At 51.7% G+C, this 14,540-nt stretch carries 15 protein-coding genes; 4 read left to right on the top strand and 11 right to left on the bottom strand.

The genetic code is table 11. The annotated features are described in order from the left end of the window. Window positions 1-7 precede the first annotated feature (7 nt). On the bottom strand, window positions 8-1,309 hold the full coding sequence (locus ACYVI1_RS06935; RefSeq protein ID WP_460908170.1) for an MFS transporter: 1,302 nt from the start codon (window positions 1,307-1,309) through the stop codon (window positions 8-10). A gap of 132 nt (window positions 1,310-1,441) precedes the next feature. Then, entirely contained in the window at window positions 1,442-1,843 is a 402-nt protein-coding gene (locus tag ACYVI1_RS06930; protein WP_460908168.1) for a VOC family protein, read from the bottom strand. Between the two features lie 154 nt (window positions 1,844-1,997). On the opposite strand from ACYVI1_RS06930, the gene ACYVI1_RS06925 reads away from it, so the two are divergent. Next, a complete protein-coding gene (locus ACYVI1_RS06925; protein WP_460908166.1) occupies window positions 1,998-3,119 on the top strand; it encodes a glycoside hydrolase family 18 protein in 1,122 nt (373 codons plus the stop codon). A 224-nt stretch (window positions 3,120-3,343) separates the two neighbouring features. Here the strand turns inward: ACYVI1_RS06925 and ACYVI1_RS06920 are convergent, their stop codons facing one another. The 5 genes from ACYVI1_RS06920 to ACYVI1_RS06900 form a co-directional block, all read right to left on the bottom strand. Continuing rightward, a complete protein-coding gene (locus tag ACYVI1_RS06920) occupies window positions 3,344-3,700 on the bottom strand; it encodes a helix-turn-helix domain-containing protein (RefSeq protein WP_460908164.1) in 357 nt (118 codons plus the stop codon). Window positions 3,701-3,795: 95 nt separating this feature from the next. Then, window positions 3,796-4,008 carry a type II toxin-antitoxin system HigB family toxin gene (locus ACYVI1_RS06915; protein ID WP_460908162.1) on the bottom strand — a complete coding sequence of 71 codons (213 nt, stop codon included), beginning with the start codon at window positions 4,006-4,008 and terminating at the stop codon, window positions 3,796-3,798. 63 nt (window positions 4,009-4,071) lie between these two features. Next, on the bottom strand, window positions 4,072-4,863 hold the full coding sequence (locus ACYVI1_RS06910; protein WP_460908160.1) for a 3-keto-disaccharide hydrolase: 792 nt from the start codon (window positions 4,861-4,863) through the stop codon (window positions 4,072-4,074). A 101-nt stretch (window positions 4,864-4,964) separates the two neighbouring features. Further along, entirely contained in the window at window positions 4,965-6,425 is a 1,461-nt protein-coding gene (locus ACYVI1_RS06905; protein WP_460908157.1) for a DUF4403 family protein, read from the bottom strand. Continuing rightward, window positions 6,409-6,954: a DinB family protein gene (locus tag ACYVI1_RS06900; RefSeq protein ID WP_460908155.1), complete on the bottom strand. Its 546-nt coding sequence runs from the start codon at window positions 6,952-6,954 to the stop codon at window positions 6,409-6,411. Before ACYVI1_RS06900 ends, ACYVI1_RS06905 begins: the two co-directional genes overlap by 17 nt. Before the next feature lie 178 nt (window positions 6,955-7,132). Between ACYVI1_RS06900 and ACYVI1_RS06895 the strand changes: the two genes are divergently transcribed. The 3 genes from ACYVI1_RS06895 to ACYVI1_RS06885 all read left to right on the top strand — a co-directional run bounded on the left by ACYVI1_RS06895 (window position 7,133) and on the right by ACYVI1_RS06885 (window position 10,410). Continuing rightward, complete coding sequence (locus ACYVI1_RS06895) at window positions 7,133-8,161, top strand: S66 peptidase family protein (protein WP_460908153.1); 1,029 nt, start codon at window positions 7,133-7,135, stop codon at window positions 8,159-8,161. A gap of 45 nt (window positions 8,162-8,206) precedes the next feature. Beyond that, window positions 8,207-8,443, top strand: coding sequence for a DUF3820 family protein (locus ACYVI1_RS06890; protein WP_460908150.1), 237 nt, complete (start codon window positions 8,207-8,209; stop codon window positions 8,441-8,443). 68 nt (window positions 8,444-8,511) lie between these two features. Continuing rightward, a complete protein-coding gene (locus ACYVI1_RS06885; RefSeq protein WP_460908148.1) occupies window positions 8,512-10,410 on the top strand; it encodes an AAA domain-containing protein in 1,899 nt (632 codons plus the stop codon). Window positions 10,411-10,458: 48 nt separating this feature from the next. Here ACYVI1_RS06885 and ACYVI1_RS06880 read toward each other — a convergent pair whose 3' ends face one another. The 4 genes from ACYVI1_RS06880 to ACYVI1_RS06865 form a co-directional block, all read right to left on the bottom strand. Beyond that, complete coding sequence (locus tag ACYVI1_RS06880; RefSeq protein ID WP_460908145.1) at window positions 10,459-11,127, bottom strand: NADPH-dependent F420 reductase; 669 nt, start codon at window positions 11,125-11,127, stop codon at window positions 10,459-10,461. Between the two features lie 30 nt (window positions 11,128-11,157). Beyond that, a complete protein-coding gene (locus tag ACYVI1_RS06875) occupies window positions 11,158-12,072 on the bottom strand; it encodes a helix-turn-helix domain-containing protein (protein WP_460908143.1) in 915 nt (304 codons plus the stop codon). A gap of 3 nt (window positions 12,073-12,075) precedes the next feature. Continuing rightward, window positions 12,076-12,969, bottom strand: coding sequence for an NmrA family NAD(P)-binding protein (locus ACYVI1_RS06870; protein ID WP_460908141.1), 894 nt, complete (start codon window positions 12,967-12,969; stop codon window positions 12,076-12,078). 135 nt (window positions 12,970-13,104) lie between these two features. Beyond that, entirely contained in the window at window positions 13,105-14,478 is a 1,374-nt protein-coding gene (locus tag ACYVI1_RS06865; protein ID WP_460908137.1) for an amidohydrolase family protein, read from the bottom strand. Window positions 14,479-14,540 lie beyond the last annotated feature (62 nt).

Below are 14,540 nucleotides of genomic sequence, written 5' to 3'. Positions count from 1 at the left end.
TTGGCGTTTACTCTTTATCAGCCTTCTGATAGTTCGCCGATAGCGTTTTATAGGCTGCTGACTTCATGGCAATCAGGGTTACGATAAGCCCGATCAGGCCCGTAACGGTAAACAAAAGTGCCAGCCCCCTATCCTTTCCGGTTCCAAACCAGTCGCCAATTAGCGTCACACCGGCCCCGGTCGTCATAAACGGGATAAAAACGAATTGAGCGATGGGGCCAATCATAAACGCCGTCAGCGGTGAAGCGGCCTGTTCGATGCTTTGAGCAAAGCCAAACACCCGCCCCTGGCGTTCGGGTGGAATCAGTTTTTGGAGGATGGTTTGCTCAGCAGCCTCCACAACCGGAATCAGGCATAAGTAAACGAACATCCCAACGGCAAGCAGGACGATGGATTCCTGAATCGTAAAGAAAACGCAGACCGCCCACATGGCGATGTTTGCCAGGAAAAGCGTTCGGAGCGGCTGTTTGCCAAGGCCTTTTTTCGACACCACCAGCCCGCCAATGATGAACCCTAAACTCAGGACGCCCCATAAAATACCCCATGTCTGCACCGATACAAGCGACAACCCATATGCATCCATCAGCGACATGAAAACCCCGCCCAAGAAGTTATTAAAAGTGTTGAAAAAGATAAGGGCAAACAGGCCAGGCATGGCCTTCAGCGCGTTTATCGTTCCGCGAATGTCAACGCGTTTGGTTTGCCCGTCGGCATGGGTAATTCCCTTTTCAGGGATGGATACAGCCCACAAATGCAGCAACACCAGAACGGTCAGGCCAAGCGCGATGATCAGCATCCAGAACATGCCCAAAAACCCAATGACCAGCCCACTGAACGTCGATGCCACCAGGAACGACACCCCATTGGCCGTACCAACCAGCCCGTTGGCCTTATCTCTGTCTGGTTCGGGTATCAGAATCGTTACGAGCGTCGACAAAGTGATTGTCCGTATGTTTCCGGCAATGGCGCCAAACAGCGACAGGACGATGAATACCCAGAGAACCGGGCTTGACGGATCGGTAAAGACGTTCCTGGGTGTGACGCTGTAAATAATGAACGAAGCTGCGTATAAACACAGGGAAACCAGACCCGACAGGACCATCGATTGTTTTTTCTTATACCGATCAACCAGCGAACCCAGAAAAAAGCCGGAGAGGGCGACCGTGCCCGTATATACGCCCGCCATGACCGAGGTAGCCACTACTGACTTTGTTTCTAAATAGACCCAGAAGGTAACCGCAAACCAAACGAAATTATTGGTTAGGGAAGCCACTAAGGAGTTGGCTAAAATAACATAAAATGGTTTCATAGGGGTTAGTTTTGTCAACCGTTGAGCACAGAAGTTGTTTAAAGAATCCTGAGTACCAGGTGGGCAGCCAAAAAATTCGCCCCGTAGTCTGCGTACCATCAGACCACGGGGCGACACGTCACTTGTTTACGCTTACTGAATGGCGCTCGGCTCCATGTATATTACTTCCCACAGGTGGCCATCCAAATCCTGATAGCCATGGCTGTACATAAAGCCCTGATCCTGTGTCTCATTGGGTGTGGTACCACCAGCGTCTACTGCTTTCTTCACCAATTCATCGACAGCTTCCCGGCTCTCAGCCGAGAGACAGATGATTGACTCGGTGCTTTTTGTAGCATCGGCAATTTCTTTTTTGGTGAAATTTTTGAAGAACGGCTCAGTCACCAGCATGACGAAGATGTCGTCGCTGATGATCATGCAGGTAGCGTTCTCATCCGTGAATTGCGGATTGAAGCTGTAGCCGAGTTTGGTGAAGAATCCGATAGACTTATTAAGGTCTTTAACAGGCAGATTAACAAAAATTTGCGTTGCCATAAGCGAGTCGTTAGTTGTTGTTTACACTATAAAAATACGGCTGATACGGGAGAGAAAAGCTGTGTGAATGTGCCAATATAAGGGGGTCATTGCGACAACTCGGCAACCACTTTTGTACCTTCGCCGTAAGCTTGCTCTTAAACGTATCCTCTGTATGTTTCGACCCATTTACTTTCTCCTTATCCTGTCCATTGCAACGTTGCTAAGCCCTGGGTTCAAGCCCGTTTCTAAGGCCAAACCCATCGTACTGGCCTATGTCGGCGGGTTTCGCGGCTTAGTGAATACGGATAACATTGCCGCCGAAAAACTGACGCATATCAATTACGCCTTCGTCGATATTAAACAGAATCGGGCGTGGCTACACAACCTCGCCACCGACTCCACCAATTTCCGCAAATTGAACAACCTCAAGCTGCGTAACCCCGACCTGAAAATTCTGATTTCCATCGGCGGCTGGTCCTGGAGCGAGAACTTCTCCGACGCCGTTCTGAGCGATACATCGCGCGTGGCGTTTGCGGCTTCGGCGGTCGATATTGTCCGGAAGTACGAGCTGGATGGCATCGACATCGACTGGGAATATCCCGGCATGAAAGGCGAAGACAATGTTTTCCGGCCCGAAGACAAGGAGAACTTTACGATGATGTTCAAAGCATTGCGTGCCCAGCTAAACGCCCTCAAACAGCAGACTGGCAAAGACTACTTCGTGACGACGGCCCTGCCCGGCTTCGAGAGAATTTTTACGCATACCGACATGGCGCAGGTACACCCGTATCTGGATTACATCAACGTGATGACCTACGACCATTTCACCGGCGGACCACTGGCGGGTCACCACACAAACCTGTATGCCTCGGGCAAGGTTGACAACGAACAATCCGGCGACAGGGCCATTAAGCTCTACCGGCAGGCGGGTGTTCCCGCCGAAAAGCTCGTGCTGGGGATTGCCTTCTATGGCCGCGCCTGGCAGTTGCAAACCGGCGACCCCAACGTTTATCCGCGCACCATCGCGAAAGTGGAACGGGGCGGTGGCTACACCTTCATCAAAGACAGCCTGCTCACCAACCCCGCCTACAAACGCCACTGGGACCGGCGTGCCAAAGCCCCGTATCTGTACAATGCCGACCTGAAGCGATTCGTCTCCCACGACGACGAGCTATCCGTAAAAGAAAAGTGCCACTACGTGAAAAAGAAAGGCCTGGCGGGCGTGATGTTCTGGGAATATTTCAGCGACCCGAAGGGATATTTATTGGGTGAGATTAACCGGGAGTTACAATAAAAGAGTTGGCAAAGAATTACGGCAATAACTTTAGATGAAAATGTAAGTAATCACGCAAAATTAAGTTCAACGTTGACAAATCGGACCGCCGAAGCGGCTGACAACTCTGTTAGTCAAGCAGTTAGAGTTATCCGTTTTGTCAAAGTTTTTACATGATTACTTATTTGTAATGCGCTGATAATGAATAGACTTAGCATTATCAAAATGTTGTTCCAGACTCAACGTCAAGATAGCAGTACACTGGCTGGTATACCCAACTCTTTGTGGAAGAACTTCGCCATTTCCAGCGTAAGCGGTTTACGGCGGTTCAGCACGGCTGACACGTAACTTTTGCTGCCCAGTTTACCCACAAAATCTTTATTTCTTACTCCTTTCTCGCCCATTTTGAGCCGGATAGCCTCAATTGGGTCAGGAGCCGGTACGGCATAATGTACATCTTCATAGAATTTTACCAACAACAAAGCGATCTGCAAAACCTCTCCTTCTGGGCTATCTGGCGGTAGCTTCCGGTCGAATTGCTCGTCTACCCAAGCCATCATCTCGTTGTATTCCTGCTCGGTTTTGATGGGCTTTAGTTTCATGGCTTCTGATATTGTACTGTTGCTACGTCGATTTTATCATATTCTGCATGTGTACCAAACCACTTGATCTGGATGGTCTTGTAATCGAACACCAGTCATACTACCAGTCGGTATTTATTGCCCATAATGTTAAATACAACCCGGTCGTCGGCGATGATGCTAACATTACCATACATGGCTTTCAACTCATTGAAATTGGTTAACTCTCGTTCCAGCAGTTCGGCATACCACCCTTTCAATGCATTAGCGGCCTGCGGGTATAATTTGCAATAAGCTAAAAGTGTATGACGCGCTATTATGTTGAACATGCACCTATCAACAAAAGTTTACCCATAGTGAACAAAGATAGAAATAACCGTCATCTACTTTGTTCAAAAATCCGTCTTCCCGTCCTTCAACTCCAGTTCTTTAATCCAGATGTTGCGGTAGAGCACATCATGGCCTTCGGCTTGTAGTTTGATGCCGCCGGGGGTGTCGGTAACGCCCTTGCCACCATCGTTGCCCCCATCGATGCCGGAGTTGGGGCCGCCCCACACCTGATTGATCGACTGGTTCGTGTGCGCTTTTTTCCCGTTCAAATACATCGTCACCATGGCCGGTTCGGTACGCTTGCCGTTGGCGAAACGGGCCGCCCGGAACTCGATGTCATAGGCGTTCCATTTGCCAATACCCGTATAGAGTTTGTAGGGCGAGGGCGACTCATTGATAACAGCCCCCAACCCGTGCGAGGTGGTATCTCCGTCGAATATCTGAATCTCGTAGCGGTTTTGCAGATACACGCCACTGTTGCCGCCCGGCTTGCTCACAAAGAACTCCACATGCAGCCGGAAATCGCGGTAGGCTTTCTTGGTCACAATGTCGGCGGCCCCGTAGAGGCCACCCGCTGCCGTCGGATCATTGCTGTTTAGGGCCATGCCACTACCCGCCGGGTCTTTTTCAACGGTCCATTTTATCGGTAAGGTGGCGGCTAAGCGCGGGCCATTCCAGTAGGTCCATTTGTCGTCGAGCATCTTGCGCGACCCATCAAACAGCATTTCGGCTCCTTTAACAGGTTTGGTGCCCACGCCAACCTGCGCGTTAACCGCAGTGATTACGGATAGACTGATGGCAATAAAGAACAGCGTGCGACGTGCGCGAATGGACTGGCGGGCAATTAGTTTCATCAGGGTATATGTGTTTTAGAAAGTCGGGAACACTAAACGAAGAGAATACTCCGCTACATCTACCCATAACGGGGTTAAACCAGCTACAATTTACGCTAAACTCATAACTGCTTAACCTGCACCGCTACGTTCGATTTGACGTTAATCAGGGCTTGAATACCATCGGGTCGAATAGCGACTTTCCGGGGCGTAAACCGAAACGATTTAATGCCCAGATCGGTCTTTTTGCCGGGCCCGCCCTCTTCAAATGCCTTGTCGATGGCCTGGGGTAATTTGGCAATATCGTCGCCCAGCGAAATCGTCAGCAACGGTTCGAGCACCTTGATTAAGCCATCGTGCCATACTGGCTTTGCGGCCGTAGACAGGGCATCGGTCCTTGTCGCGTCGATGTCTAAATTAGCAATTCTCAACGCATTGGTCAGCGTGTCGAACACGGGGCGACCGCGCAGGTAAATGACGTCATTCACCAGCCCCGCCAGATCGGCTTTCACAATCAGCGACCGTTGCGCGCCATATACCGACAGGCTCTTGATGGTTAGGCTACCAAGCGCGAGTTTTTTGTTTTTCAGGGTAAGGGCCATCATCCGGTTAATATCTGCGTAGGGAATAAAACTCAGCAGGTTCAGGTCGGATAGTTGCGACACCTGCTCCCGTTTCTGCAAAAGAGGCAGGGTCGTTTTGGCATGGACCGGCGGTTTGGGTTTGAGTTCGGTTGTTGTTTCGAAAGCAATACGCAGGTGTGTGGTGAGCGACGTTTTGGTGCCGGTGATGTCGCCTGCGGCCACGCTGATGGGTTTTGGCACCAACCAAAGGCCATAGTCGCGGTTAATCAGCAGTGGGCTTTGCATATCCCGCCAAATAGGCTTCACCAATTCGTCGAGCCGCAAATCAGTGTACACGGCCGAATCAATGGCGTTTTCGATGGCCGCCTGATTCTTTTCCAGAATCCGCTGGACCAGTTTGGTCAGGGTGATGTCGTTGCCCAGCAAGCGAATTTTAGGCTGGATAATCCACCGATACCCGGTAAACGTGGTTTTACTGGCCAATCGCCAGTTTGGTGTTACCCGAAGTGGGCTTTTAAAATCAACCTGCAAGGCACAAAAGGGCCTCTTCGGCGGTGTGGTATCCCGACTGAAGGGTTTGGTTAGCCACAATTGAAGCGGAGCCGACAGTTTTATCTGCTCATCGGCATATTGAACCTGAACCGGCCCTAAGCGTTTTACGCGAAAGGAGATGATGCCCTTCGCCTTACCCTCTTCGGTTTCGTTGCCAATCAGCACGGGGTCAAGTTCACTATTGATTTTTTCGGCCAGTTCCCGCAGTTGAAACGTGATTGGCGCGGCTACGTAGGAAATTGTGGGCGGAATAGGCGGGTCGAACCCCTCGGCCCTGGGCGGATTGGGTTTTGCTTTCCGGCATTGCACCAGCATCAGAAGCGCGGCTACGCTAACCAATAAAACAGGCCGGAGGTAGCCGATGAACGTATACCAGCCTCGCTTCAGGAAAAGAAAGCAGGCGGCTCGCCATAAGCGAGCCGCCTGCCGGTTAAAATAACTTTTCATTCGGCGGCTTGATGCCCTTCATGCGAATGTAGATGGTTGCCTGTCCACGGTGATGCGTTTGGTGCTCAAACCCCTTCGCCAGGATTAATTCCCGACTCATTTCTCCACGCTGGCCCATTTTCACCAGTTCGGCCAGTTGGGCGTCGTTCATTCCTTTCACCGCATCAATCACAAAGTCGTAACTATCCAGAACGGCTTTGGTGAGGGCCGCCTTTGTTTTCAGTTCGGGCATTTCCTCCAGTTTTTTACCCTGAAATGGGTTCGTTTTGCCACTGGCCATCGCCCCAAAGTTGTAGTTGGCAGCCGTCAGGTGCAGCATTTGCTCGGCAAAACTGCGAATCTCCGGCGTGGGTTTGAAGCCCACACCATCTTCGGGCATAGCGTCTAAATACTCTTTCGTGAATTCTCTGGCGCGTTGCCAGTCGGCAGTCACCTGGGCTATCGTCGTTAGCGGAGCAGCCGCCTGAACACCAGAAAATGCCAGTAATAAGCCGAACAAGGCTAAAGTGAATCGGAATTGTGTTTTCATGAACGGATTGGTTTGGTAGTGATTCAGGTACGAAGTAGTCGGAAACAACGGTCGCTGATGCTTACTAAAGTTTCGCAGAGCAGGAAGCTACTGCTATTACACAGGAGCCCACCCCCTTCCCTTGCCCAATCCCTTATTTTCGGCTATCTTTCTGAACTGACGAATCGCTCCCGTTCACATGCCTTCACGCCGTTCATTTCTCCAGGCTGCCAGCGTAGCTCCGCTGCTTTCGCTGACAACAACTCAGCCACCGCCCACGCTCATCAAACCAAACCGCTTACGACCGGGCGACACAATTGGGTTATTTTGCCCGGCTGCTCCCGCCTACACCCGCGAACCCGTCCAAATTGCTCAGGAATCCCTCCAGGCATTGGGCTTCCCGACCAAACTGGGGCCACACATCTATGACCGATACGGCTATCTGGCCGGACGCGACGCCGACCGGGTTTCTGATTTACACGCCCTCTTCGACGACCGCAGCGTGAAGGCCGTGATGGCGCTTCATGGCGGCTGGGGTTGCGCCCGCCTGTTGCCCCTGCTCGATTATGACCTGATTCAACGCAACCCCAAAATCCTGATCGGCTACAGCGACATTACGGCGTTATTACTGGGCATCTACGCCAAAACCGGTTTGGTAACCATGCACGGCCCCGTTGGCACGGCCACGTTCAATAGCTTTACAGTCGATTGGTTTCGGCGGGTGCTGCTCGAAGGGGAGACCCCAACTCTGCGGAATCCAACCGACAAAGGCGATAACCTCACCCAAACCGAGGATCGCATCACCACCCTCCGACCGGGGCTGGCACGCGGGCGGTTGGTGGGCGGCAACCTCACGGTATTGAGTCACTTAGTCGGGTCGACGTATCTGCCCGACTGGCGCAACACGATTTTGTTCATCGAAGACACCCATGAGGAAGTGTACCGGATGGACCGCATGTTGACGCACCTCAAACTGGCGGGCATTCTGAATCAGATAGCGGGGTTCGTATTCGGCAAGTGCAGCGACTGCGAACCCAAAGGCGGAGGCTACGGTTCCCTAACGCTGGACGATGTCCTGACCGAACACATCGTTCCCTTAAACAAGCCTGCCTATTCGGGTGCTATGATTGGGCATATTCGCGATAAATTTACGGTTCCGTTAGGCATCGAAGCCGAAATAGACGCAGCCGCCGGTACAATTCGCCTGCTGGAGCCCGCCGTTGAGTAAGTTCGACAAGGGCTTTACGCAACCTATGACCTACCCACAAACTTTATGACTAACGAACAAGCGCACGGCAACCCCGAACTTTTACGGGAATTAGTGCACTACCCGATGCCATTTGGCAAATACAAAGGTCAGTTGATCAGAGCCTTGCCCGTTTATTACTTAGAGTGGTTTGCCAAAAAAGGGTTTCCAGCGGGTAAACTCGGTATGTTACTACAAACCATGTACGAAATTCGGCTGAATGGCCTGGAGTATCTGCTCGATGGATTGAAAAAGAACGTGTAGCCCAATAGATCGCCAAAACATCGGTCGCGCCTGTCGAGTCGGCAACCGGTGAGTCGTTACCTTTGCAAATGGATTATTTTAAAAATCTGCTCCATTTACTCAGGGTTGAACGAGAAGAAGATCGCAGTCAATACCGCCGGCTCACCGAAACGACATCGGTTGCCGAACGCCGGGCCAATGGCCTGACCTGGTATCCAATCGCCATCCGGGGTTCCGAAATGAGCCGGGGCGATTACCTGACGGTGGAAGTCGAACGCACGACGCACCAGGACATAGCGCATCAACTGCGGTTTGGTATGCCCGCCGTATTTTTCAGCAACCATGACCCTAAAACCGACCGGGTAGAAGGTGTCATTTCGCACCAGAGCGGCAACCGGCTCAAACTAACCCTGCGCGTGGATGAACTGCCCGATTGGGCGCGTGACGGAAAATTAGGCGTCGAAGTGCTGTTTGATGACAATAGTTACGACGAAATGGAGGAGGCCCTTAAACTGGCCAATACGTTACGTGAGAAGCCTGATCAGCGCGTAATCCCCATCCTGACCGGCTCAGCCTCACCAACGTTTCATCCCGAAATTCCCCGGTTATCGCTGCCTAATCTGAATCCCAGTCAGGTATCGGCGGTCGAAAAAATCCTCACCGCCAACGAACTGGCAATTGTGCATGGCCCGCCCGGCACGGGAAAAACCACGACGCTGGTGCAGGCCATTAAAGCCCTCATTAGCCAGGACCATGCGAAGATTTTAGTTGTAGCGCCCAGCAATACGGCCGTTGATCTGCTCAGCGAGAAACTGCATGATGAAGGGCTGAATGTGCTTCGGGTGGGCAACCCGGCCCGTGTGTCGGAGCGATTGATGGCGCTGACGCTCGACCATAAAATGGCCGAACACAGCTACATGAAAGAAGCCCGAAAGCTGAAAAAGCAGGCCAATGAGTTCAAGAACATGGCGCATAAATACAAGCGGAATTTTGGCAAAGCCGAGCGGGATCAGCGCAAAGCCCTGTTCGATGAAGCGCACCGGATTATGAACGAAGTAGGCCGTTCAGAACAGTATATCATCGACGATCTGGTGGCAAAAGCGCAGGTGATTACGGCAACGCTCGTGGGGGCCAACCAGTACACCATTCGCCAGCTCACCTACCACACAGTTGTCATTGACGAAGCCGGACAAGCCTTAGAACCCGCCTGCTGGATTCCCATTCTGAAAGCCCGGAAAGTGGTGCTGGCCGGTGATCACTGCCAGTTGCCGCCGACCATCAAATCGGGCGAAGCCGCCCGGCATGGATTAAGCACCACGTTGCTGGAAAAATGCGTTGCCCTGCACCCCGAAGCAGTCACGCTGCTGAACGTGCAGTACCGCATGCACGAGCACATTATGGGGTATTCGTCGCAGGTATTTTACCAGAACAACCTGAACGCGCACGCATCTGTGGCCGCTCATTCGTTGTTTGACGGGGATACCCCGCTGGTGTTTGTCGATACGGCCGGTTGTAGTTTTGACGAAAAACCGGATGGTACCAGTTCAACAAATCCTGAAGAAGCGGCCCTGCTGATGAAGCATTTAAGCCAGTTAACGGCCGACTTGAGTACCCGTTATACGAAACAGGATTTTCCGACGGTTGCTATTATTTCGCCCTACAAGCAACAAATAAACGTTCTGAAGGACCAGTTGCTCAACACCCCTGATTTACTGGCCTACGGCGATAAAATTTCGGTCAATACAATTGATAGCTTTCAGGGACAGGAACGTGATATTGTGTACATATCCATGACCCGAAGTAATGCCGAAGGCGACATTGGCTTTCTGTCGGACATCCGGCGAATGAACGTAGCAATGACCCGTGCCCGAAAGAAATTAGTCATCATTGGCGACAGCGCTACACTGGCAGGGCTTCCGTTTTATGCTGATTTCATTGCGTATGCTGAACGGCTCAATACCTATCAGAGCGCCTGGGCGTGGATGTAAGGGAAACGGCTTTGATCGGGTGCCGGATTAACCGGGCACGTAGGTCATTTAACCAAGTTTTATCAGATTAACCGTTGGAAAAATTCCGCCGGGAAAGGTGTGCATCTTTCCGCCGTTGACCAGGTCGCCCAGATCGATACCGGCAAATCCCGCTTTCGTAATTAGTTCACCCACAACTTTTTTGGCGTCGGCATCGTCGCCCGAATAAAAGACAACCCGGTTCCCACCGGCTTCGTGGGGGTCGGCGCTCAAAAGGGCAGTAGGCAGTGTATTGAACGCTTTCACCAACCTGGCGCCGGGCAACAGGCCAGCCACCACTTCGCTGGAGGTTTTCCCATGAAGTTCCGCAATGTCAAAACCCGGCAGAAAGGGGTTGATCGGGTCGATAACAATGCGCCCCGCAAAGGAAGGCAGTGCGTTTATGACCTCTTCGAGTTTATTCCACGTAACCGACAGGAAAACAACATCGGCCTGAGCGGCTTCCTCAATCGTAACGGCCTTGGTCTGACCGCCCAATTGTTCGGCCACGGCAGTCAGCGACGCTGGCCCGCGACTGTTGCTGATGAGCACGTCGTAGCCTGCTTTCGCCACATGTTTTGCAAAGGCCTGACCAATGCCGCCAGCCCCAATAATTCCTATTTTCATGGTGGTTCGTTTAACCTGATTTTGAACCTGTATAGACTTTGTAAAATCCGGGTCGTATCTCAGTTTGAACAAGTTATTTTCGGCTACTGCCAATGACCGTCGTTAATTAAACGACTGGCGAAATTCGAGCGGAGAACAATTCGTTTTACTTTTAAACAATTTACTGAACGACTGCGCGTGTTCAAAGCCTAATGCATAAGCAATTTCGCTGATTGACAGTTCGGTAGTAGACAATTTTTCTTTTGCTTTTTCGATGAGTTTATCGTGGATGTGCTGCTGCGTACTCTGGCCGGTCTGGGTTTTCAGCAGACCGCTCAGGTAGTTAGGCGATATGTTCAGTTGGCCAGCCACGTATTGAACCGTCGGCAAGCCTTTCTGCGTCCGATCATCGACATTAAAATACGCCCAAAGAACGGCTTCTACCCGCTCCAGAATTTTGTGGCTGGTTATTTTGCGCGTGATAAACTGACGCTGATAAAACCGCTCGGCGTAGTTGAGCAGTACTTCCAGTTGGGCGATAATAATGTTCTGACTAAACGAGTCAATGTTTGACTGGTACTCATGCTGAATTTGCCCAATAATATTTGTTATAACGCCTTCTTCTTTTTCGGATAAGAACAAGGCTTCGTGCACCGAATAGCCGAAATAGTCGTACTGCCGGATCTGCTTAGCCAGATTCGTATTCCACAGAAAATCAGGATGAACCAGCACGATCCACCCTGATACCTGTGTAGACGTATCGCCCGACGGCTCAACGCTAAAAACCTGACCCGGCGCCATGAAAAACAGAATACCTTCGTCGAAATCGTATCGCTGCTGACCGTATTTGAATTTGGCGCCAAAATTCCGTTTCAGGGCAATGGAATAAAAGTCGAGCACCCAGCTTATGGGTTTGTCTAATGGTTTAACGTCGTTCACAGTAATGATACTAATCAGCGGGTGTTCCGGCTTCGGCAGGTTCCTCAGCCGATGGTATTCGGTGATTGTTTTGATCCGACACGGTTGCAGGCTATCCATACGTTAATGCGCTTGTTTCAGGGTGAAAGCATCGGCAAATTCGGGTGCGAAATCTTCCAGTTTTACCTGGCCCATCACGGGTTTGTGGCGTTCGTAGTCTGCCCGTAATGCACCGCTGTGGGTAGCTGATCCTAATTCTGCTAAGGCAGCCGCCACATGAGCCGGTACGCCATTCGCTTCCAGCCCTTTTTTCATCTGTTCGCTGCTAATTATTACCCAGGTTAAATCTGGTTTGCCAATTGCCTGGCCCAGCACCTGCGCCACCTCAGTGCAGCTACGCTCGTCGCTGGCAACGTAACGCACATGCCGGTCGGTTTCCAGCGTGGTCAGTTCGTCGGCCACCGCAGCGGCAATATCGACCGGCGACACCAGCGCCAGTTTGTCGTCACCGCCGTAGTTGGCCCCCATGAAACCCGCTGCGCTGATCATGCCGATGAAGCCGTAGAGGTTGTAATAAAAATAACCGGGCCGAATGTGCGTAACGGCTACATTAATCAGGGCGTCCAACCGGTTTTCGACGCGGTGGGAACCAACGATAAAGCCGGTCCCTCTCTCCAAATGCGCGCCGTAACTGCTTAAATCCACGACCCTCTTTACCCGTGCCTGTTCAATGGCCTGCGCGTAGTTGTTGCCAACCCGGCTATAGTAGGCAACTTGATCGGGGGCCGAAAAGTTGGGCGGAATCATGCAGAACACGGCATCGGCCCCGGTGAAGGCGCTGGCCAGAAAGGCGACATCCTCGACCGACCCAATGGCTGGGGTGGCTCCGAGCACTTCGATTTCGGCCTGTTTCTCCGGCTTACTACTGATAACAGTTACGTGGTGTTTTTTCTGCACTAACTCGTCGGTAAGTGGCTTGCCGATGTGGCCCAGCGACCCTGTGATCACAATGTTCATGATTCTGTTTTTTTTATCACGGCAAAGGTCCACAGTTCTCAAAAAATGGAGGTAGGTGAATCTACGGTAGTTGTAGCCGAATCACATGTACATCAACTATGGCGGCCACTATGCGGAGCCAGTTTTCAACCGGCGTCACTGCTTCTCTAACTTTTTCAATTCCTGCTGAATGTACCGTTTCGACAGCCAGTTGGTACCCATCATCACCCCGTCAATGTTTTTAGTCTGGCCGATGTCTTTCAGGGGATTACCGCTTAGCAGCACCAGGTCGGAAACATTGCCGGTTTTGATGATGCCCGAATCGGGCTTATTCAGATACGAAGCCACATTGACGGTTCCCGTGCGGAGGGTTTCGTAGGGCGTCAGTCCGGCATCGACCATGTATTTCATTTCGTGATGGATGGAAAAACCGGGTACGTTGAACACCTGCGGGGCATCGGAACCTAACAGCAGTTCGACGCCGTTTTTCTGACATTCGTAGATGAGTTTCCGGCGAATCTGAATTAGTTTTTCGGCTCGTTCTTTCGAGAACTTCGGATTGCCGGTATAGCCTTTCTTCGCGTTCACCCAGTTCTGAATGTCCTGCGGTTTCATGTATTTCATTTCGGGGTCGTCGGTAAATTCTTCGGCCGGATAGGGCGAAAGCCACCGCTCAGCCAGGGCCTGCGTGGGCACCACCCGAACCTTGTTCTGACGCAGGCCATTCACTAATTTCGGAATCCGCGACGCATCGGCCCGGTCGGCAATCCAGGACCCAAACAGGCCTGCTTCCTGCTCCACGAGCGTATCCATACCGGGCGTTATGGCTTCGATAAAGCCGTCTAAGTGGTCGATAGACGAGTAATGAGCATCAATGGCCATCCAGACACCCACGTTGAACGAAACGTGCCCCACAAACGGAATGCCCACTTCCTGGGCGGTTTTGGCAATGGCCGGAAACGTTTCTTTCGTCAGGCCGGGGTGTAGCTTGAGAAAATCGTAGCCGGCAGCTTTCTGTTCGCGTACCATCTCGATGCCCCGCTGGGCTGTCTTTACGCTTTGCCCATTGAACGATGGCCCGGTTGCGTAGAAATGCGGTCCCAGAATTTCACCGCTGTTGATTTTTTGGCGTAGTTCGAGATGTTTGGGGTGGCCCAGCATGCCCCGAATGGTGGTGATGCCGTTTGCCAGATATAATAGGAGGACCTCTTTCATCGGCTCAATGTCGTCGATGGGCGGCACGTGCGCGTGAATTTCGGCCCAGCCGGGCGTCAGGTATTTACCTTTGGCCTCAACCACCAGCGCGTCTTTGCCAAACTTGACTTTTCCATCGGCACCTAAAGCTGTTATCCGGCCATTTCTGACGACCACCGTTTGATTGTCAAGTACTTGTTCTTTATCCATCGGAATTACACTAACGGATTTGAACACAATGTCGCGCTGGCGATTGCTCACTAATTCCTGGGCAGAAAGCGGGGTGCAGGGAGCGAGGAGCAGGGCGATGAGGAAAATGAAGAGGAAGTTTCGCATGAGGCAAACGGGTTTAGTTCTCGGAGATAGTCTCAATGGAATAAGCTATCTTGCTGCCATTG

Source organism: Spirosoma areae, from assembly GCF_054781775.1.
Note: the sequence above shows the minus strand (reverse complement) of the source record. Positions and strands in the feature narration are given on the sequence as shown.

Bases quoted from the DNA above. Each gene is read 5' to 3' on its own strand.
- ACYVI1_RS06885 (WP_460908148.1), top strand. From the start codon at position 8,512: ATGGATTATTTTAAAAATCTGCTCCATTTACTCAGGGTTGAACGAGAA.
- ACYVI1_RS06895 (WP_460908153.1), top strand. From the start codon at position 7,133: ATGCCTTCACGCCGTTCATTTCTCCAGGCTGCCAGCGTAGCTCCGCTG.
- ACYVI1_RS06905 (WP_460908157.1), bottom strand. From the start codon at position 6,425: ATGAAAAGTTATTTTAACCGGCAGGCGGCTCGCTTATGGCGAGCCGCC.
- ACYVI1_RS06930 (WP_460908168.1), bottom strand. From the start codon at position 1,843: ATGGCAACGCAAATTTTTGTTAATCTGCCTGTTAAAGACCTTAATAAG.
- ACYVI1_RS06910 (WP_460908160.1), bottom strand. From the start codon at position 4,863: ATGAAACTAATTGCCCGCCAGTCCATTCGCGCACGTCGCACGCTGTTC.
- ACYVI1_RS06925 (WP_460908166.1), top strand. From the start codon at position 1,998: ATGTTTCGACCCATTTACTTTCTCCTTATCCTGTCCATTGCAACGTTG.
- ACYVI1_RS06875 (WP_460908143.1), bottom strand. From the start codon at position 12,072: ATGGATAGCCTGCAACCGTGTCGGATCAAAACAATCACCGAATACCAT.
- ACYVI1_RS06935 (WP_460908170.1), bottom strand. From the start codon at position 1,309: ATGAAACCATTTTATGTTATTTTAGCCAACTCCTTAGTGGCTTCCCTA.
- ACYVI1_RS06915 (WP_460908162.1), bottom strand. From the start codon at position 4,008: ATGTTCAACATAATAGCGCGTCATACACTTTTAGCTTATTGCAAATTA.
- ACYVI1_RS06900 (WP_460908155.1), bottom strand. From the start codon at position 6,954: ATGAAAACACAATTCCGATTCACTTTAGCCTTGTTCGGCTTATTACTG.
- ACYVI1_RS06920 (WP_460908164.1), bottom strand. From the start codon at position 3,700: ATGAAACTAAAGCCCATCAAAACCGAGCAGGAATACAACGAGATGATG.
- ACYVI1_RS06890 (WP_460908150.1), top strand. From the start codon at position 8,207: ATGACTAACGAACAAGCGCACGGCAACCCCGAACTTTTACGGGAATTA.
- ACYVI1_RS06865 (WP_460908137.1), bottom strand. From the start codon at position 14,478: ATGCGAAACTTCCTCTTCATTTTCCTCATCGCCCTGCTCCTCGCTCCC.
- ACYVI1_RS06870 (WP_460908141.1), bottom strand. From the start codon at position 12,969: ATGAACATTGTGATCACAGGGTCGCTGGGCCACATCGGCAAGCCACTT.